Origin of the sequence: Chryseobacterium sp. CFS15, from assembly GCF_031118795.1 — a bacterium.
GTDB classification, from domain to species: Bacteria; Bacteroidota; Bacteroidia; order Flavobacteriales; family Weeksellaceae; genus Chryseobacterium; species Chryseobacterium indoltheticum.
In genome coordinates this window covers 347,128-365,797 of record NZ_JAVHYL010000001.1, presented here as the reverse complement: position 1 = coordinate 365,797, position 18,670 = coordinate 347,128, and the positions used below count along the sequence as shown (strand labels likewise).

Below are 18,670 nucleotides of genomic sequence, written 5' to 3'. Positions count from 1 at the left end.
TGGAGGTTTTCCATCATCCTGTTTCAGGCTTCCATCTTTTTTAATCTTTTATTTGATTTCTAAAAGCTATAATCTGATTCATTAAACTATAACTTTCATTATATAATTTATTAAATTCTTCTTCCGAAATATATTTTCTGTTTTTTGCTTTGTACAAACAGGTAACTACTTCAGCTAATGATCGTATCGAATATCCTAAAAATTTTCTAAACTCTAATTTTGATTGTAAAATACAGCCTTCAGAAATATTTAATGCAATAGAATCAGAAGCTCTTCTAATTTGAGAAGTGAGATTAAACGATTCGTCTTTTGGAAAATTCAAAGTTATTTTATAAATACTTTCTGCAAATTCCATTGATATCTGCCAAATTCTCAACTTTTCAAATTTAAAACTCATCTCATTTGTGTTTAATTAATAAATTTTAACTTCAAACCTACTTAACTTCCCTCATCAAGCCTCCAACTTCCAGCTTAGTTCAATTTTTTATTCTCTACTCTCGTTGTTTTGTCAACTTTAAAAGCTCTGATCGGATCGTTATAATACACAAATTTTGCTGTATTTTTCACAGTTCCTTTTAATGTATCTTTTACGTTGACTTCTGCGTAGTTTCCGTTTTGAGAATCTACATTCAAATTGACAATTTTCCAGTAAGGAGCAATTAAACTTGCAGTGTCAGAGATTTTTATTACCGCATCTTTAGTTGCACCTAAAAAATTAGCGCGGCTTTTGTTCTGCATATCAATTTCCGCTCTTCTTGTGTTCAATGACCCCATAAAAGTAGCATAATTTTTTAAATTTAATTTGAAATTATCGGTCTTAATTTCACTCGAAATATTCATTTCTACAGAATCTGAAATTGAAATTTTTTCCAGATTATATTTTGAATAAATCGTGATATTATAGAAATCAACGCCTTTAGTTTTCCTGCTTTCTTTGATGGAAAGGGTTTTGTCATCCACATCAATATCCAGATTTCCGGCTATATTCGGGTAGGTCTCTACTTCTACAAAGTTTTTCGGTCCTCTTGCATAAAATACACGAAACTTTCCTTCAAGATTAAGGTTTACAAATTCTTCAACATTAATTTCTTTCTTCTCTAAATTTCCTTTTGGAGAAATTTTACCACAGGAAAATATAGCCAGTAAACTTATTCCTAAAACTATTTTTTTCATTATTTACTTTTTTTATAAAGCCATGTTAGTTTTTTACCATCAGTATTTCTTAAAAGCAAGTATTTTTTGTCAACAACAGAATAATTAAACTTTATTGGCTCAGGCAGATTAGAATATTGCATAACCAAAGTGTTATTTTTTAAAGTATAAGTACCCGCACTTTTATTTTTGCTTCCCAACGATAAAAAAGACAAATCATCTTTAAATTCTAATGTGCCAGTACCGTTTTCTTTGTTGATGTTATTCAACATTTTAGCATTAACTTCGTATCTTTCGCCTTCATTAATGCTGATAAATTCCCATTGTGAAGTTATCGGCTCTGTCTGTTTCACTTCTGAACATGATAGAAAAAAGGTACATAGAATTAATAGATAAAATTTCATACATCTTATATCACTTCGTCAATATTATAATTTTTATGCTCCCTGTTTGTACGGATAATCATTTCACCTAAAAATCCTGCGATAAAAAGCAAAGTTCCCATTAGCATCATCGTTAATGCAATAAAAAACCAAGGATTATTGGTAATTAAATGTCCGTAAATTCCTCTTGCTACATCAATCAGTTTCGAAATTCCCAGCCAAAAAGCTGAAAGAAAACCTACAATAAACATAATCGTTCCTACGGCTCCGAAAAAATGCATTGGTCTACCTCCAAAACGACTTACAAACCAAAGTGTTACCAAATCTAGAAATCCGCGAACAAATCTTTCAGTCCCAAATTTTGATGTTCCATAAGGTCTTGCCTGATGCGGAACTTCTTTTTCTGTAATTCTTCTGAAACCTGCATTCGCAGCCAAAACCGGGATATATCGATGCATATCGCCGTACACATCAATTGATTTTACAACCTGTTTTTTATACGCTTTCAGCCCACAGTTGAAGTCATGCAAATAAACTCCTGAAACTTTTCTTGCCGCAGCGTTGAATAGTTTCGAAGGAATATTTTTGGTCATTACATTGTCAAAACGCTTCTTTTTCCAGCCCGAAACAATGTCGTAATTATCTTCAATCACCATTCTGTAAAGCTCAGGAATTTCTTCTGGGAAGTCTTGTAAATCTGCATCCATCGTGATAATAACATCACCGTGTGCTCTTTCAAAAGCAGCATGTAAAGCCTGAGATTTTCCGTAATTTCTGGAAAATTTTATTCCGTGGATTTGTGGATGCTGCACTTTTAAATTCTCAATAATGCTCCACGACAAATCTGTACTTCCGTCATCGATAAACCAAACTTCATAAGATAAGTTACTGGTTTTGCAAACGTTGTCGATTCTTGTAAACAACTCTTCGAGAGACTCCTCTTCGTTGAGTAACGGAATTACTATAGATAAATTCATTTAATTTTAATAAAAATTATTCTTGATTAATTACTTCCTGATGGTTTGTTTTTTTTCTGAAAAACGCTCCAAAAAAGACAGACAAAATTACGTAAAATATAAGAATTGCTGCAAAATATCCTGAAAAATGACTCGCCGTAAGCATATCTTTATCTTTTATCGTCGCAGGATCAAACCTTTGAAGACCTTCCTGATATTTTTGCTCCAGCTCATCAATGTCTTTTTGATGCTTCAGAATCTTTTTTGCTGACTGATATTCTTTATCTAATTCAGATTTTTGGCGGTGTACATATTGGTAATTTAATAGTTTTTTCGCATCCGTATCGATGAAATTTAAGAAAGAAAAGATACTTACGATAGATAAAATTCCACCTACAAACATTGGCACAAACGCTCTTTTAAAAGCTTCTTTAAAATTCATTTGATGGTTATTCCAATGAGATTTTACAGACCAAAAAGCAAATAAAACATAGACAATTGGCAAAACAAAAGCATTGACTTTCAGTGTAGTATCAAAATATTCGATACCTGAAAAAAATGTGTAGACTACAAAAAAGATTGCCATTGTAACAGCATACAATAAAACTCCTAGGGTAAATGGACTTTTCGTCATAATTCTAATTTTTAGAAAATTTCTTAAAAAATATTGCTCTAAATTTCAGCGTTTTAGCCTTAATAAAGGGATTTTTAAAGATTTTTTCTGTAATAATATTTTTAATTTTAAAATAAGTTCCTATCTTTGCAACGGCAAGTCCTAAACAACCAGCTCCTGAGAATCCTCCAGGGTGGGAACGCAGCAAAGGTAATTGGTCGTAGCGGTGTGATTTAGGTAGCTTGCCATTTTTTATTTTTATAAGTTAAGAGATTAAGATGATTTTATTTAAATTACTTAATCTCTTAATTTTTTTTGTTATATGTAGAAACTTTCTCCGAGTTTAGGTAAAACCAATTCAACATTTTTATCAGCAAAATGCTTCGCTGCATTATCATGATTGATTTCAATTGCCGGGAAAGTATCAAAATGACATCCGATTACTTTTGGAGTTTTCAATAATTCTGACGCTGCAAAAGCTGCTTTTCTTGCACACATCGTATAATGACCGCCAATTGGAAGAATTGAAAGATTTAAATTCCCGTACAACGCCGGAAACAACTGCATATCTGCCATTACTCCTGTATCGCCAGCCAAATACACGTTTTTACCTTCAGGAAGTCTGAAAATATATCCTACAGGCACACCACCGTAGCTTCCATCAGGAAACGAACTTGTATGATGAGCAGGAACCATAGAAATTTTAAGGTCATCAATCTTTGCAGATCCTCCTAAATTCACATCGTCTTTATTTTTAGCATTTTTAAAGTACGCACAGATTTCCGGCTGACCGATAATTGTAGCTTCAGGATGATGCTGCAAAACCTCTTCTACATCAGCAATATGATCGCCGTGAGCATGAGTGATTAAGATATAATCGATTTTCTGAGCCGAAATATCAAACCCAGATTCTGCTTTTTTATAGTTGTAAAAAGGGTCACAAAGAATTGTTTTGTCTTTGTACGTGAACAAAAAACAGTTTTGTCCTAAGTATTGTATTTTCATTTTAAATTTATTTTTGAATTTTTACATTTAATAGAGATGCTTCGACAAGCTCAACATGACAACGCTAATACTAACTGTTTTTAACAGTGTCATGCTGAGCGTAGTCGAAGCATTTTTGTTTTAATCCTAATTATGATTATTATTTCGAAGGAAATTTATCTTCAATCAATCTCAAATTAATTCCGTGTTCTAAGTAAGCTTTGCAGCCATCTAAAACCGTTGTAAAACCGCCTGTGTTGTCATTGATTACAGATATAAGTGCATCTCCGGTTTCAGAATATCCGTAACTTTTGATAATGACTAAAGTTCCTTTTTCCATTTCTTTAAACTCATAATCTACATTGTTAGAAAACAACCCCCACTCTGTTTTTATCAATTGATTTGGAATAACAAGGAGAACTTTTACTTCAGATTTTGCACCATACATTTCCCATTCCCACGTAATTGTTTTACCTTCTTCCAGCTTGCCAGTTGACTTTGTAAACCAAAAATTGGTAGTGACTTCTGGGTTGATAAATGCTTCAAAAACGTTGTCAATCGGTTTTCTGATCAACATCTGAGCCTGTACAAATATTTTAGATTCCATAACAGAAAGTTTTAGCTAAAATAATTAAGTCCCAAAACTGTTAAAACAGCCATCATCAGAGTAAGTATACCAACTTGCTTCAAAAATGGATCGAGCTTTTTCGGCTCTTTTACATCCATTATATTTCTTCTCAGTTTCGCAACCGGAATCAATAAAATCATGACAATAAATACGTAATATTTCTGTAACTGAATAAAGTTGTTTATGCCTAAAAAAACCAGAATAAGAATCAATGGAAGTTGCAATAAAACCATTTCGTAAATCATCGCATTTCTAAAACCAATTCTTAGAGCAAAACTATTTTTTCCTGATAATCTATCGCTTTCGATGTCACGCATATTGTTTAGATTCAAAACTGCCATACTCATCATTCCGATGGCGGTTCCCGGTAAAAGTATATCCCAAGAAAAAGTTTTTGTAAACAGAAAATAACTTCCGCAAACCGAAACCAAACCGAAGAATATAAAAACGAAAATATCGCCCAATCCCATATATCCGTAAGGTTTTTTACCTACCGTATACCCGATTGCAGCCAGAATACTTGCCACTCCCAATCCGATGAAAATATAAAACTCATTCATATAATCCGGAATAAAAGCCAGATACAAAAGTGCGAAAGTCGCTACGAAAGATAAAAAAGAGAACAAAATGACAGCATTTTTCATCTGTTTTGCGGTAATTCTACCCGAAGCTACTGCTCTTGCTTCTGCTTCACCAATTCTTTTGGCATCGGTTCCTTTTACACCGTCTCCGTAATCATTCGCATAGTTTGATAAAACCTGATACAGCAAAGTCACCAAAAGCGCCAAAGCAAAGATTTTCCAGTCCCAAATTCCTCCTTCTTCTCTGAGTCTCCATTTTGCAATGAAAGAACCCATGATAATTCCGCTTAACGAAAGCGGTAACGTTCTCAGCCTTGCGGCTTTTATCCAATCGGTCATAATTATAATTGATAAGAGATAATTGATCAATGATATATCTTTTATCGTTAATCAATTATCATTTATTATTTTCGTATTTCTATTTTATAAACGCAGTAATTCAGCAGTTTTTTGAGCTTTGTAAAGTTTAAAGCAACCATTTTAAAGCGTCCTGCAGAGGTATAAAAAGTAATACTTCCTAAGTTTGTTTTTCTTTGCCAAAAATACTGAGAAATTTTCACAGTTTGAAGCTTTTCTACCTCAAAAGTTCGGTTATCGATGTCCCAAATTCCTGATTTTAATCTTATGAATCTCTCGCTGTAAAACAATTTTAAATTTCTGAAAGACATCAGAATAAATAATTCGGCTAAAACAATGTAGACAATCACTAAAAACCAATAATTTACAAGCAACTCTTTTTCAATAAAGAAAACCAGAAGTAAAGGCAGAACAATATATTGAAAAGTATGGACGATAATTAATCTGAAATTAGGCTTTAAATAATCTGTAAAAACCGGATTTTCATTCCAAATTGTTGAAATCAGTTTTGCTTTTTCAGTATTATTAATTCCGGGAACTGCTGCAACTTTTTTTTCATCTTCCTCATTTTTTCCAATCTGAAGAAATTTCACAAAAGAAATGTTCATTTTCTTCTGAATCCAGTTCTGTGTTTCAGTAATCACCTGAACTTTTGATTTGTTGACAATTGAATTTCGGGTATTAAACAAGCCGTACTCAAAAGAAAAACTTTGGTTGTTTTCGTTGATTTTAAAGTTGAAAAATTTAATCAATGTACGAACCGTATTAATCAGAATTCCAACAATAATGACAACCACAACAATCCCAAGAATAACAGGAATAGAAAATGCCAAAAACTGAGATTCTACCGTATCATAATCTAACTGCGTTTCAAATTCAGCCTTTTTCAGCAAGTTGCTGAGTTCGGAAAAACCATAGATCATTAAACTGACCAGTGCGAAAAAACTTTGAATATAGTTCGCAGTAATTCCGTATTTTAAAATACTGAGCGTTGAAATTTCAATGGAACGAAGCTTTTCAACTTTCTGATTTTCGGTAATTTCAGTTTCTTCTTTTAAACTGTTTTCGAGCCTAGTTTCTGTTAAAAGATATTTTTTAAGGTCAATTGCATTCTGTTTCGTCAATGCCGAAATTTTAACTTCTTTTTCTGAACTTCCGGGTGTATCGATTTCGAGTTTGTAGATATTAAAAAACCGATGAACAAAAGGCTGTGAAATATTAACTTCCTGAATATTTTCTTTTTTAATCTTAGTTACCGATGTATTGATGATTCCTTCATGAATGACGAATTCCTCGTTTTCTTCATCAATATAATATTTGAAATGATAGTATTGTAAAACCGCAGAAACAATGAGAATTAAGAGTCCGGCAATAATGGCAAGAACAATAATCCAAGGTTCTATTTTGTCTTTTCTGACAAAAAAAAGGATAACGAAAACCCATAAATTTTTAATCACCATTCCGATATTGTAGAGAAAAAGCAATACAATACCCGTTTTCGACTGTCTTTGAGGTTGAAAAAAAGAATTAAGCTTCTCCTCCATCGTCTGTTTTTTCTTTCGAAATTGTTCCTCTGATATGATGATTAATTCCTTCAGCAATATCTTCAGGAAGCCCATTTACAGTAACATCTCCACCGCTAACTCCAGCCGTAAAAACCGAAACCGATTTTAAGCCCAATATTTTAGAAAACCAACCCTGCTCTACTTTGATGTGCTGAATTCTGTTGAACGGAACAATAATCACGCTTCGTTTCAACCAACCATATTGGTACACCAAATCTTTTTCACGAACTGCGTATTTCCTGAATTTAAAACCAATCAGAGTATTCAGAAAAAGAAAAACAATCATCAGAAAAATTCCGATGACAATTGCCCAAATTTGAATAAGACTCAAATTGAAATAAAAAAAATAAAAAGCTGCAGCAACCGCTCCGATTAGAAAAACAGAGAATAAACCCAGATTAAATAAAATAATCCTGAGATATTTTGGCGATACCGAAGTCAGTTTTAAATCACTGAAATCAGGAATTTCGAGATCAAAAATCTGTGGGTTTTGAAAATTTTGTTCCATTAAATTAAATATTGAAACTCAGTTTAGGTCTGAGCATAGCGCAGTAAATCAGCATTAGAAAACCAAAAATTAAATAATAAGATTCTTTGGGAGAATAGTGAATAAGTTTTTGCCAAAAACCTGCACTATCATAATAATATTCATTCATATCAACATACACTACACAACTACCACTATTATTATCTATTCCCAAAAAAGTATTTTGTGGTTTTTTATAAAGAACATATAAACTGTTGGTTTCATCCATATCAAGACCGTACATTTCCTGTTTGGTTTTTAACATTATATTGAGTAAACCAACAATATCTGCGTAAACATTTTTGTCGGAAAGCTGAAATCTTATTCCAGTTTTGTCAATATCATTTTCTTTTAACTGATTAATTTCTTTAATGAAATTCTCTTCAGTTTTTTCATCAAAATCAGGCTTTACATTGATTGTTTTGTAACTCCATCCCTCTTTCGGAATTTGTGTATATTCCGGAATCTTTTCTCCTTTTTTAGCTTTATAGGGAAGTCCAATATCTATAGCTCTCATGCTCATTTGATAATAAACAGGAGTAGCGTAGTACAGAAACAAAAGCGGAACTAAAAGTGCACTGATAATTCCAGCAACATAATATATTTTTTTATGCTTTCTCATTTCTAATATTTTTTTTTTAATATCAGCAAATTGTAAATAAATTATTTTTAACGGTCTGTTTGTCATTCAGAAGGAATCTCGATACGCTGGAAATAAATAAGTTTAGATTCCTGCGGAATGTCAAATCGAACGTTGATTTCAGCTGTAATTAAAAACGGATATTCCCGTAATTTTTAGAACTTCCCTAAAATTACAAAATAATAGGTAATGAAATCACTCATTACCTATTACTTATTATTTATATTTTAAGAGATCCACTGATCTTTGCCGAAGTCTGGCTTTCTTTTTTCAAGGAAAGCATTTCTACCTTCTTTTGCTTCTTCGGTCATGTATGCCAAACGAGTTGCTTCACCAGCAAAAACCTGCTGACCAACCATTCCATCGTCTGTAAGGTTCATTGCAAATTTCAACATTCTGATTGACATCGGAGATTTAGCTAAAATTTCCTGCGCCCATTCGTAAGCAGTATCTTCAAGCTCGTCGTGAGGAATTACGGCATTTACCATTCCCATATCGAAAGCTTCCTGCGCATTATAATTTCTTCCTAAAAAGAAAATCTCACGTGCTTTTTTCTGTCCGACCATCTTAGCTAAATAAGCAGAACCGTAACCACCATCAAAGCTCGTTACATCAGCATCAGTTTGTTTGAAAATAGCATGCTCTTTACTCGCCAGCGTCAAATCACAAACTACATGAAGCGAGTGACCGCCACCAACTGCCCAACCCGGAACAACTGCAATTACCGCTTTTGGCATAAAACGGATCAGTCTTTGAACTTCCAGAATATTCAAACGGTGTCTTCCGTCTTCACCTACATAGCCTTGCTGACCTCTTGCTTTTTGGTCGCCTCCGCTGCAGAACGCCCAAACTCCATCTTTAGAACTTGGTCCTTCTCCTGAAAGCAATACCACCCCAATTGACGGATCTTCTGATGCATCATAAAAAGCATCGTACAATTCTGAAGTTGTTTTTGGTCTGAACGCATTACGGATTTCCGGTCTATTGAAGGCAATTCTTGCCACTCCGTTGCATTTTTTATAAGTAATATCTTCGTATTCCTTTACGGTTTTCCACTCGATCATTTTGTAAAAATTTTCCCCAAATATACGGAATTAGAGAGAGAATTTTGATATGGTTAATGAGTAATTAGTGATGAGTAATTTTGAAACTTTTAAAATTTAATTTAATTTGATTTTTACTTTTTACCATTAAAACCCATTCTCATTAAAAGAATGCTATCCGTCCATTCGAGTGTTTTTCTGGAATGAAATGAAAGAAAAATGTATCGGGAACTTAACGAGATGAAGCATAAAACAGTCTACCTGATAAAAAAAATTCTCGATACACTCCGCTTAACTGTGTTGCTCGAAGTGGCGATACGGAAGCAGTCGTGAAGTTTAAACATGTTCTTGAAATGATGAAAGAAAATTTTTTCTCTCAACCTATTGATAATTATGCTACATTTGAATAACACAAATACAATTAAGATGAAAAAAAGCCACATTTCAAGCCTTCCATTTTGGTTTACACCTTCCCAATTTGGGATAATGAAAATTTAATAACATCCTCACTTCCCCCAATTTGGGAAAGTCTCCCACTAAAGAGTTTAATGCTGTCCCAAATTGGGAAACCTTCTTCCTTTTTGGGTTTGCTATAAATACATCCAATTTTAAAGTATAATACTAAAACACAAATTTATGAGTACAATTAAATTAAGTAGTCTTTATATGAATGGGCTACAAAACGCAGAATTTGGTCAACTGATTGTAAGATTCTTTGAAGATTTCAGTACCAAATCACTAGACATCAATGTCGATGCAGACCTCAAAAGACTTTACGAAGCTTTACAGTATCAGCTTCCGGTATACAATGCAGCTCTTGATCAAATCAGGGCAAGTGAAGAATCTGAACAGATCGCCAGACTTGATAAAGTGAGGGATCGGGATATTCAGGCATTAAGGGATTCTTTAAAACCCTATCGAAATGCCAAAACACAGAATGAAACCGATGCTTATAATGCAATTCAGCTTCTTATTTCTGAATACAAAGGCGTAGAGGATGATTCTTACGAATCTGAAACCAACAGGCTTAATTCGCTGATCATAAGATTACAGTCCCCAGAATTTTATAACTCAGCTTTGACTTTGGGAATCGAAAAATTCATCATGAATCTGGCAGCATCGAATACAGATTTTAATCAGCTTTTTGCACAAAGGTCTTTTAAAACCTCTCAAAAAGTAGTTGCCGATGTTAAAGCTCTCCGCAAAACACTGGCTTCAGATTATAAAATAATGACCAACTATATCTCTGCAATGGCTTCTGTGAAAGAAGACACCTATTACAAAGATATTCTTACCATTATCAACAACGGAAGGAATTATTTCTCGAATGTGGTTCTTTCGAGAAGAATGGGAAATAAGGATGCGAAGAAGCCTGAGTAATAGAGAACCGCCTTGTGAGGGGCGGTTTTTTATTCAATTTATATTCTTTTAAAGACCCTCCAATAAAAATTCGTCACTACCTTTATCTATCTCATTCTTTATTTCATTAAACCTTTTAATTGCCTCTGAATGATTTATAATTATACTTTCATCCACATAGTCTGAAATTAAACTATTTATTTCTTTAAAATTTTTTTCATTATTAACACCATCATTATATACATAATCAATCCTAGCAAATTTAACTTCCTCATTAAATTCAAATGGAAAATTAGAAGAAAAATCATATTTTTCACTACTAAATTTTTTCACAATTGGATTTTTTTTATTCTCGAATATGTAAAATAATTTATTTTTTGGGTGTACATATTGAAATAAATTTAATTTCTGTAATTTAAAAATTCTTATCTGACTAACTAATATATCGTCAAGATTATTTTGTTCGGAAATACTAGTTATCATGTCTGTCATATTATCATTATGTGCCTCTTCATCTTCGTCTATATCTTCATCCAAATAAAAAATGACAGTCTCGTTTAAAAAAGTCATTTCTGCTCGCAGCGGAATTAATTGAAGATTTAAATCACTTTTAAAATTTTGGTAATAATTTTGAAGATGATGATGATATTCCTCTAAAATTTTAAACTCAATCCTGTATCTAAATGTCTTATAATCCATATCATAATATAAATCAAGAACATTTATGAACTTATCTAAGTCAGCATGATTATAAATTAAATCAATAATTTTAGATTGATTCTTTTTAGCGTCAAGAAAAATAAATTGAGCCGCAAAATATTCTTGCAGAGATTTATGTGACCATTTATAATAATTTCCATCTTCACTAAATAAAGGAACTGTTTTTAATATATCTGAAAGAAAGTTGGATTCTGTAAACTCAAGTCCAACACAAAATACCTTACTTTCTGATATAAGTTTCAATATTTCATCTTTCGTAAACTCTATTTTTTGAGATTTTAAACATGAAAAACCAATATGCCGTAATACTCTATGGAAATCATCTATCTCCAAATTACTATACTTTTTATGTATGTAAGAATCGCCTTTAGTTAAATCATGATTTTCAAAATTCGCATCGTAAACTTGACGATAAAATAAATGCTTTTTAAAAGGTATTGACTGCTTATGTTCAAAAGCTGTAAAAAGTAATGAAACTAATAATGGGTTCACTAAAAACTCCTCAATATTTTGTAAGTATTCTTCTTCTAATTTCTTAATAAGCATCGATGAAATATGACCTTGTTTATCATATTTTCTCAGTAGTTCATATGCTTCTTTTTTAATTAGTGGATGTATATAAAACTCTCTAAAACTGCCAAAACTTAATAATGCTTTTTCTGGTCTAGAAGTGATAAAATATTTATTGTTACCTGCTTTATTAATAAAATTCTGAATATCAGTTGTAACCACTTCTCTATCTTTAAGCGTAATTTCATCATAGCCATCTAATATGAATATAAATTCGCCATCAGCCAACAGTTCGTAAAGTAATTCTTTGTCAAAGTTTTTATCAATAGAATTTAATTGTTCAATAATTTCATCAATTAAAGTTTTTTCTTTAGATAAGCGCCTCAATTCAATAAATATTGGAATACCTAGTTGACGATTTATACAATCTATGAAAATGGTTTTCATTAAAGTTGATTTACCCATACCCGCAGTATCAGTTATCAAAATATTAGAATAATCATTTGATAGCTTGTCAGGAAAACCTTTTATTTTTAGCCTAACCCTTCTTTCACTTTTGCACTCAATAGTCAAAGGAACATAAATGTCATCTAAAAACCTTTGTGAATTATTAAAAACCAACGTATTTACTACCATCAATCTTTTATAAGTCCTATGAAAATATTCTGTGAAATTTGATTCTATTGGTAATAAATTTATATTATTTTCATCAGTTAATCTATTTCTAAATTTCTCAAGTTTAGGAGTTACAAAAGTATCTACAACAGTTTTTATAAAAGGGCTTGCTATTGTCAAAGCATCCTTTATTGCAAAAGAATCATCCATTATTTATTGTTTAAGAACAAAAATATTAAAACTTAACTTCAAAATTAAATTTATAATTATCAATCACTAAAATAATTACTAATTATAAATTTAAAAGCCAATTCTCACGAATCGGCTTTTAAATTACAATTTATCCAAAATCTTTTTTGGTAGAACTTTCGTCAGTTGCTTTTTATACTCTTTATCTGCAAAAACTACTTTCCAGTCTTTCTTATCTTTTGAAACGGCAACCATTTTCATTGGGGCGTTGATGATGTAAGCATCTTCTTTAGCAAGATATTCCACGCTGCCTTTACCATACTTTTTTTCGAGCATTTCTGAGACTGATTTTTTCATCTGCTCGTTCATTGAACTTACATCTGCTTTCAGCTTTAAATAATAGCTTGTAATCGAAAAATTTTCGCCTTCAATTAACTCAGGTTTTCCTACTGAGATAAATTTCATATCCAGAACATCTATTTTCACAAATGGGTTATTGTAAGTCATGTTCAGCATTTGTGTAAACTGTTCTTTATTGACGATTGTAAAAAATTTAGGATAAATACTGTCAACTGTCTGATCAAGTTTTTTATATTTGATGGTATTGGCAAAGTAAACCATCGATTTTCTGATTGCCTGATCATCCGAATTTACCTTTTTTTGCGCAAAAGAAAACGTAGAAATAAGAATGAATAACGATGTAATTAATTTAGTTTTCATCTTTAAATTATAATTTTTTATTGAAGAAACCTCACAGGTTTTAAAAACCTGTGAGGTTTAAAGATTTAAAAGTAATAAAAAAAACCGCCTTTCACAAGACGGTTTTAAAATATTTTATCAGCGTTGATTAAGGAACTTTTACCAATTCTACATCGAAGATCAACCATGCATTTGGTGGAATAACTCCTCCTGCACCTCTTTCTCCGTAACCCATTGCTGGTGGGATCAATAAAGTAGCCGTTTCACCTTCTTTCAATAATAAGATTCCTTCGTCCCATCCTTTGATTACTCTACCTGTTCCAACAGGAAAATCAAGAGGTTGATTTCTTTTGTATGATGAATCGAATTCCTCGCCGTTTGTTAATTTACCTGCATAATGTACAAAGACATTGTCACCAGCTTTTGGAGTTTTCCCGTCAGTTTTTTTAGTGATTTTATAGTAAAGACCAGATTCAGTTACCTGCATTCCCTCTTTTAAACCTTCAACTAATTTCAATTGATTGGCTTTAAATTCTTCTTCTTTCTTTACTTTTTCAGCTTCTTCTTTAGTAATAAATGCTTTGTTGTTTTCAGCAATTTTACCTTTTCCTTCGTTGAAAGTTTTTGCAGCATCGTAACCTTTGTACTCATCACCTTTGCTGAAAATACTTACTTTTTCTAGAACGATGTCAGTTTTTGGTTTATCCTGAGCTCCTTTTTCTACATTAGCAATAGCATCGATCACATCATCACCTTTTACAACTTTACCAAAAATAGTATGTCTTCCGTCTAACCAAGGTGTTGCCACTTCAGTGATGAAGAACTGAGAACCGTTTGTATTTGGTCCAGAATTCGCCATCGAAAGAATACCTTTTCCTGTATGTTTAAGGTCGTTTTTCTCGTCTTCAAATTTGTATCCCGGATCTCCTGCTCCAGTTCCTTTTGGATCACCTCCCTGAATCATGAAATCTTTGATTACTCTGTGGAAGATCGTTCCGTCATAAAAAGGAACTCCTTTTGCTTTTGATTTATTATCGATTTTTCCTTCTGCAAGACCAACAAAGTTAGCCACAGTTACCGGTGATTTTTTGTCTTCAAACTTTACAATAAGGTTACCTTTTGTCGTTTGAAGATTAGCATAAAGTCCGTCTTTAAGCCCTTCGTAAGTTTCTTTGTCTACGTTCATCTTTTTATAAATTGGAGTACAGCTTAAAAGCGAAATGCTTGCCGCTGCTAAGATTATATTTTTGTTTAAGAATTTCATTTATAGTACTTTTAATTTTATAATTAAAGGAATATCGTTATCAATTTTATTTTCGTCTCCGTAAGTTCCGTAAGCTAATGATGATGGAACGAGAAGTGTTACTTCTTCGCCATTCTGCATGTATCGAAGTGCATTTTCAACAGCTTTAAGCTCATCGAAATGTCCGAATCTTGCATCATTTCTGCTTATTGATTTATCATAAATTTTAGTCTGATCAAAATCGTAAAGGTCATACGAATACGAAACTGTAGACTCATCAGGTCTTCTTTCCCGCTTATCAAAACCATCTACTGTCGTCCAGTAATTAAGCTGTGTCGGGAAAAATTTTATGTTTTGACTTGCAATCCAATCCTGAATCTGCTGTCTTTCGATGGTATTGAGATTTTTCATGCGATTTTTTGAAACGTCCAGGTCACTCTGGCTCAAAACACCGCCAACCGGTGGATGCACCGGGTTGTTTCTTTTGCAGCCCAACAGGCTTAAAACTGATATGAAGACTAATTTTTTCATAAAAACTTTTGCGAAAATAAGCATTTCGGGAATCAATTACAAAACTTGATGAATTTATATTTTGAAACTATTGAAAATTTCATTAAGATGCTCATATTATTAAAGATACTTTTACTTTAATGATAAAATCAATTGCTTTTTTGCGAGATAATCTGGCATAAAAAAAATCGGGAAATAATCCCCGATTTTATATTGATATTTAATTCTAAAATTAAACTGTTTCTAGTGCGTGATCAACCAAAACTCTCCATCCGAAAGGATCTTCAGAAAGGTTGTTTTGCAAATCTACTAAGTCATTTTTAAGAATTACAGCAAAGCTTTCTTCGTCTGAAAGTCTAGGCAATTCCAATTTTTCTCCATTATATCCCAAAGCCTGAAAAACAGTAGTAACAACTGCAGTTCCTACACCCCAAACCTCTTTCAAAGTTCCGTTTTTCTGAGCTTCGATAACATCTTTTACTTTAATAGGTTCTATTTTTATTTCAAAACCTCTTCTCTTAGCCAATTGAATGAAACTATCTCTTGTAACACCATCCAAAATTTTCTCTGAAGTAGGCGGCGTATAAATTGTATCGTTGATTCTTACGAAAACATTCATCGTTCCACTTTCTTCGAAATATTCGTGGGTAGCATCATCAGTCCAGATAATCTGATCGTATCCTTCTTCCATTGCCAGTTGAGTCGGATAGAAAGAAGCAGCATAGTTTCCTGCAGCTTTAGCAGAACCTACTCCACCACTTGCTGCTCTAGAATAATGATCTGAAATTTTTACAGAAACAGGTTCTGTATAATACATTTTTGCCGGTGTTGCTACAATGGCAAACATATATTTATTGGCTACTCTTGCCTTTAGAGCTTCCTCAGTAGCGAAAATTAACGGTCTGATATATAGTGAATTACCTTCTCCTTGCGGAATCCATTCTCTGTCAACATCAATTAAAGCTTTCAAGCCATCCAAAAAGATCTCTTCTGTAACTTGAGGCATTGCCAGACGAGCAGCAGATTTATTGATACGTTCAAAATTCTTTTCTGGCCTGAAAAGGAAAACCTGTCCGTCTTTGTCTTTGTAAGCTTTCATACCTTCAAAGCAAGCTTGCCCATAATTCACTCCCATCATCGCAGGCGTAAACAATAAAGGCCCGTAAGGAACCAATTTTACCTCGCCCCATTTTCCATCCTCGTACTCACAGATAATCATGTGATCGCTGAAAGTATTTCCAAAAGAGAAATTATTGGGATCGAAAGTAGAAATTCTAGAGTTTTCTGTTTTTTGAATTATCATTTCTTAAAATTTTTATGATGTTCTACAAATTTAACATAATTTTCCAAATATAAAAATTTTAGATTAAATTTGAAAAAAAATACCTTGGAAAGAGAGATTAAGACCACCAATGACGGTAGTAAAACATTGTTTATCAACGAATTAAATGAAAACTACCATTCTCATCACGGAGCGCTTCAGGAAGCTGAACATGTATTTATTAAAAATGGATTAAATTTAATAAATGATTACGAAATTAACATTTTAGAACTCGGTTTTGGAACAGGTTTGAATGTTTTGGTAACAATTAATGAATATTTAAAAACTGATAAAAATCATATCATTAACTATTTTACGCTTGAAAAATATCCAATAAATGAAGCTGAAATTGAAAACTTGGCGTATTTTGAGCTTTTTGATAACCCTGAATTAAAAAATATTTATCAGAAAATTCACCAATCAGAATGGGAGAAATCAATAGAAATTACTAAAGGTTTTTATCTTCATAAGATTCAATGTGATTTTTTTGATCTTAAAAACATTGATTTACCGAAGATTAACCTTGTTTATTATGATTGTTTCGGCGCAAGAGTACAGCCGGATCTTTGGGAAAAGCCTTTATTTGAAATGGTTTCGGACAAAATGAATGTAAACGGACTGTTAACAACCTACTCTTCTAAAGGAAGTGTAAGAAGGGTTTTACAAGACCTCAATTTTAAAGTTGAAAAAAAACAAGGGCCTCCGGGAAAACGAGAAATGATTAATGCTATAAAGTTATAGGCTATAATTTATAAATGATTAATGATGAATGATTAATGATGAAGGATTAATGATGAAGGATAAGTTATTGAACATAGAAAGTCTTTAATTTTGTTAAAACTCATAATCCATAACTCTAAACTTCTAACTATTTTCCCTATTTTAGCTAAGCAAATTATTATTTATGATTGACAATATTAATGTAAGAGTTTATGCATGTGTTGTAAAAGACAAAAAAGTTCTTACACTTTTTGAGGAATATGCAGGTGAAGCTTTAATGAAATTTCCCGGTGGCGGTTTGGAATACGGAGAAGGATTGATAGATTGCCTGAAACGTGAATTTGAGGAAGAATTGAATGTGAATATTGAAGTTGTGGAACATCTTTATACTCAGGAAGATTTTTTAGTATCGCGTTTCAAAGAAAACGAACAGCTCCTTACTATATATTATATGGTAAACATAATTAATGAAGAAGACTTTATCATTCTCGATCCCTGTATTGAGAAAATAGATTGGATTCCTATTGAATCAATAGAAAATCCTTTCAGTTTGCCTATCGACAAAATTGTATTTGATAAACTGAAAGAAAAATTCCTGTAAATATTTACAGGAATTTTTTTATTTTGATACTCTAAAATCGGTTGCTCCGGGATACGGTTGCAAATAACCTGAATTCCAGTTGGATTGCAACAGTGATTCTAAAAATTCATCCGTTCTGTTCTTATGAGGATTGTATTGATCTTTCAAATCTATATCAGCCATTTTTCCTTTTACATTCCACCAAAATGCGCTCCATCCGCCACGTAATTCCTTGATGATTTCGTATACGTTTTTTCCGGTTGCCCTGTTCATTAATTTAGCAAAAACCTGACCTTCCGTAGTTGTAAGATCTCGCAATTGTTTTTCATATTGATCGGCCAGCATATTTTGTCTGTCTTTTACATATTTTCTTTTAGCAGCGGTATCCAGATTATTCATTTCTCCCTGAATATCTCTGTATTGCTGTAACGCAGTTAAAAATAACGGATAAACCCTGTATAATTTTTTATTTAGAAAGAAATAATAATTTTTATCGAGTTGATTATTAAATTTAGGCTTGTTCAAAAGAACCAGCTCATCCATCACAACGACAGTTTCACCGTTGATTTCGTAGAACTTAGCTTTTTGCCTTGCATCGTAGTAGTATTTATTGCCAAACTCATCAGTTTTCAATTCTTCCGGGGGATATTGGCTTAAAGGTTTGATACTTATAGAATCTTTCTGCTGCCCGAAAATACCGATCACAAAAAACAAGAGAAAAAGACAGACGATTTTATGAAATTTCATTATTTTTACACGTATTATAACAAAATTTG

The 18,670-nt window shown here is 32.5% G+C and carries 21 protein-coding genes and 1 other RNA gene; 4 read left to right on the top strand and 18 right to left on the bottom strand.

The features are described 5' to 3' along the window. Positions 1-40 precede the first annotated feature (40 nt). The 5 genes from OH814_RS01775 to OH814_RS01755 all read right to left on the bottom strand — a co-directional run bounded on the left by OH814_RS01775 (position 41) and on the right by OH814_RS01755 (position 3,125). Positions 41-397 (bottom strand): four helix bundle protein, encoded by a 357-nt coding sequence (locus OH814_RS01775; RefSeq protein ID WP_308826867.1) that lies wholly within the window; start codon positions 395-397, stop codon positions 41-43. A gap of 74 nt (positions 398-471) precedes the next feature. Next, positions 472-1,173, bottom strand: coding sequence for a GIN domain-containing protein (locus tag OH814_RS01770; RefSeq protein WP_308826866.1), 702 nt, complete (start codon positions 1,171-1,173; stop codon positions 472-474). Next, positions 1,173-1,505: a hypothetical protein gene (locus OH814_RS01765; protein WP_308826865.1), complete on the bottom strand. Its 333-nt coding sequence runs from the start codon at positions 1,503-1,505 to the stop codon at positions 1,173-1,175. The genes OH814_RS01770 and OH814_RS01765 overlap by 1 nt, the downstream gene beginning before the upstream one ends. Before the next feature lie 56 nt (positions 1,506-1,561). Further along, on the bottom strand, positions 1,562-2,512 hold the full coding sequence (locus OH814_RS01760; protein WP_074228842.1) for a glycosyltransferase family 2 protein: 951 nt from the start codon (positions 2,510-2,512) through the stop codon (positions 1,562-1,564). A 16-nt stretch (positions 2,513-2,528) separates the two neighbouring features. Beyond that, entirely contained in the window at positions 2,529-3,125 is a 597-nt protein-coding gene (locus tag OH814_RS01755; protein ID WP_308826864.1) for a DUF4199 domain-containing protein, read from the bottom strand. Between the two features lie 132 nt (positions 3,126-3,257). On the opposite strand from OH814_RS01755, the gene ffs reads away from it, so the two are divergent. Then, positions 3,258-3,355, top strand: an RNA gene (gene ffs / locus OH814_RS01750) — signal recognition particle sRNA small type. A 67-nt stretch (positions 3,356-3,422) separates the two neighbouring features. On the opposite strand, the gene OH814_RS01745 is transcribed toward ffs, so the two are convergent. The 7 genes from OH814_RS01745 to OH814_RS01715 form a co-directional block, all read right to left on the bottom strand. Beyond that, positions 3,423-4,109: a metal-dependent hydrolase gene (locus OH814_RS01745; protein ID WP_308826863.1), complete on the bottom strand. Its 687-nt coding sequence runs from the start codon at positions 4,107-4,109 to the stop codon at positions 3,423-3,425. A gap of 139 nt (positions 4,110-4,248) precedes the next feature. Next, positions 4,249-4,695 carry an SRPBCC family protein gene (locus OH814_RS01740; protein ID WP_308826862.1) on the bottom strand — a complete coding sequence of 149 codons (447 nt, stop codon included), beginning with the start codon at positions 4,693-4,695 and terminating at the stop codon, positions 4,249-4,251. 11 nt (positions 4,696-4,706) lie between these two features. Next, complete coding sequence (gene menA, locus OH814_RS01735; RefSeq protein ID WP_308826861.1) at positions 4,707-5,636, bottom strand: 1,4-dihydroxy-2-naphthoate octaprenyltransferase; 930 nt, start codon at positions 5,634-5,636, stop codon at positions 4,707-4,709. A 65-nt stretch (positions 5,637-5,701) separates the two neighbouring features. Then, positions 5,702-7,198, bottom strand: coding sequence for a PH domain-containing protein (locus OH814_RS01730; RefSeq protein WP_308826860.1), 1,497 nt, complete (start codon positions 7,196-7,198; stop codon positions 5,702-5,704). Beyond that, positions 7,182-7,727: a PH domain-containing protein gene (locus tag OH814_RS01725; protein ID WP_308826859.1), complete on the bottom strand. Its 546-nt coding sequence runs from the start codon at positions 7,725-7,727 to the stop codon at positions 7,182-7,184. The genes OH814_RS01730 and OH814_RS01725 overlap by 17 nt, the downstream gene beginning before the upstream one ends. A 4-nt stretch (positions 7,728-7,731) precedes the next feature. Further along, positions 7,732-8,367 (bottom strand): hypothetical protein, encoded by a 636-nt coding sequence (locus OH814_RS01720; protein WP_308826858.1) that lies wholly within the window; start codon positions 8,365-8,367, stop codon positions 7,732-7,734. Positions 8,368-8,612: 245 nt separating this feature from the next. Then, positions 8,613-9,449, bottom strand: a complete 837-nt coding sequence (locus OH814_RS01715; protein ID WP_066677606.1) for a 1,4-dihydroxy-2-naphthoyl-CoA synthase — start codon at positions 9,447-9,449, stop codon at positions 8,613-8,615. Positions 9,450-10,064: 615 nt separating this feature from the next. Here OH814_RS01715 and OH814_RS01710 point away from each other — a divergent pair. Beyond that, positions 10,065-10,808, top strand: coding sequence for a DUF6261 family protein (locus OH814_RS01710; protein ID WP_308826857.1), 744 nt, complete (start codon positions 10,065-10,067; stop codon positions 10,806-10,808). Positions 10,809-10,856: 48 nt separating this feature from the next. Here the strand turns inward: OH814_RS01710 and OH814_RS01705 are convergent, their stop codons facing one another. The 5 genes from OH814_RS01705 to OH814_RS01685 all read right to left on the bottom strand — a co-directional run bounded on the left by OH814_RS01705 (position 10,857) and on the right by OH814_RS01685 (position 16,576). Further along, entirely contained in the window at positions 10,857-12,842 is a 1,986-nt protein-coding gene (locus tag OH814_RS01705) for an NACHT domain-containing protein (RefSeq protein WP_308826856.1), read from the bottom strand. A gap of 123 nt (positions 12,843-12,965) precedes the next feature. Continuing rightward, positions 12,966-13,541: a hypothetical protein gene (locus OH814_RS01700; protein WP_308826855.1), complete on the bottom strand. Its 576-nt coding sequence runs from the start codon at positions 13,539-13,541 to the stop codon at positions 12,966-12,968. Positions 13,542-13,668: 127 nt separating this feature from the next. Next, positions 13,669-14,706, bottom strand: a complete 1,038-nt coding sequence (locus OH814_RS01695) for a peptidylprolyl isomerase (RefSeq protein WP_308827004.1) — start codon at positions 14,704-14,706, stop codon at positions 13,669-13,671. 78 nt (positions 14,707-14,784) lie between these two features. Then, positions 14,785-15,294 carry an FKBP-type peptidyl-prolyl cis-trans isomerase gene (locus OH814_RS01690; protein WP_115622010.1) on the bottom strand — a complete coding sequence of 170 codons (510 nt, stop codon included), beginning with the start codon at positions 15,292-15,294 and terminating at the stop codon, positions 14,785-14,787. 211 nt (positions 15,295-15,505) lie between these two features. Next, positions 15,506-16,576, bottom strand: coding sequence for a branched-chain amino acid aminotransferase (locus tag OH814_RS01685; protein ID WP_279196076.1), 1,071 nt, complete (start codon positions 16,574-16,576; stop codon positions 15,506-15,508). An 84-nt stretch (positions 16,577-16,660) separates the two neighbouring features. On the opposite strand from OH814_RS01685, the gene mnmD reads away from it, so the two are divergent. Both mnmD and OH814_RS01675 read left to right on the top strand, forming a co-directional pair. Then, on the top strand, positions 16,661-17,335 hold the full coding sequence (mnmD, locus tag OH814_RS01680; protein ID WP_308827003.1) for a tRNA (5-methylaminomethyl-2-thiouridine)(34)-methyltransferase MnmD: 675 nt from the start codon (positions 16,661-16,663) through the stop codon (positions 17,333-17,335). A 163-nt stretch (positions 17,336-17,498) separates the two neighbouring features. Beyond that, entirely contained in the window at positions 17,499-17,915 is a 417-nt protein-coding gene (locus OH814_RS01675; protein ID WP_308826854.1) for an NUDIX hydrolase, read from the top strand. A gap of 18 nt (positions 17,916-17,933) precedes the next feature. On the opposite strand, the gene OH814_RS01670 is transcribed toward OH814_RS01675, so the two are convergent. Next, positions 17,934-18,641 carry a DUF4294 domain-containing protein gene (locus OH814_RS01670; RefSeq protein WP_076558651.1) on the bottom strand — a complete coding sequence of 236 codons (708 nt, stop codon included), beginning with the start codon at positions 18,639-18,641 and terminating at the stop codon, positions 17,934-17,936. Between the last annotated feature and the right edge of the window lie 29 nt (positions 18,642-18,670).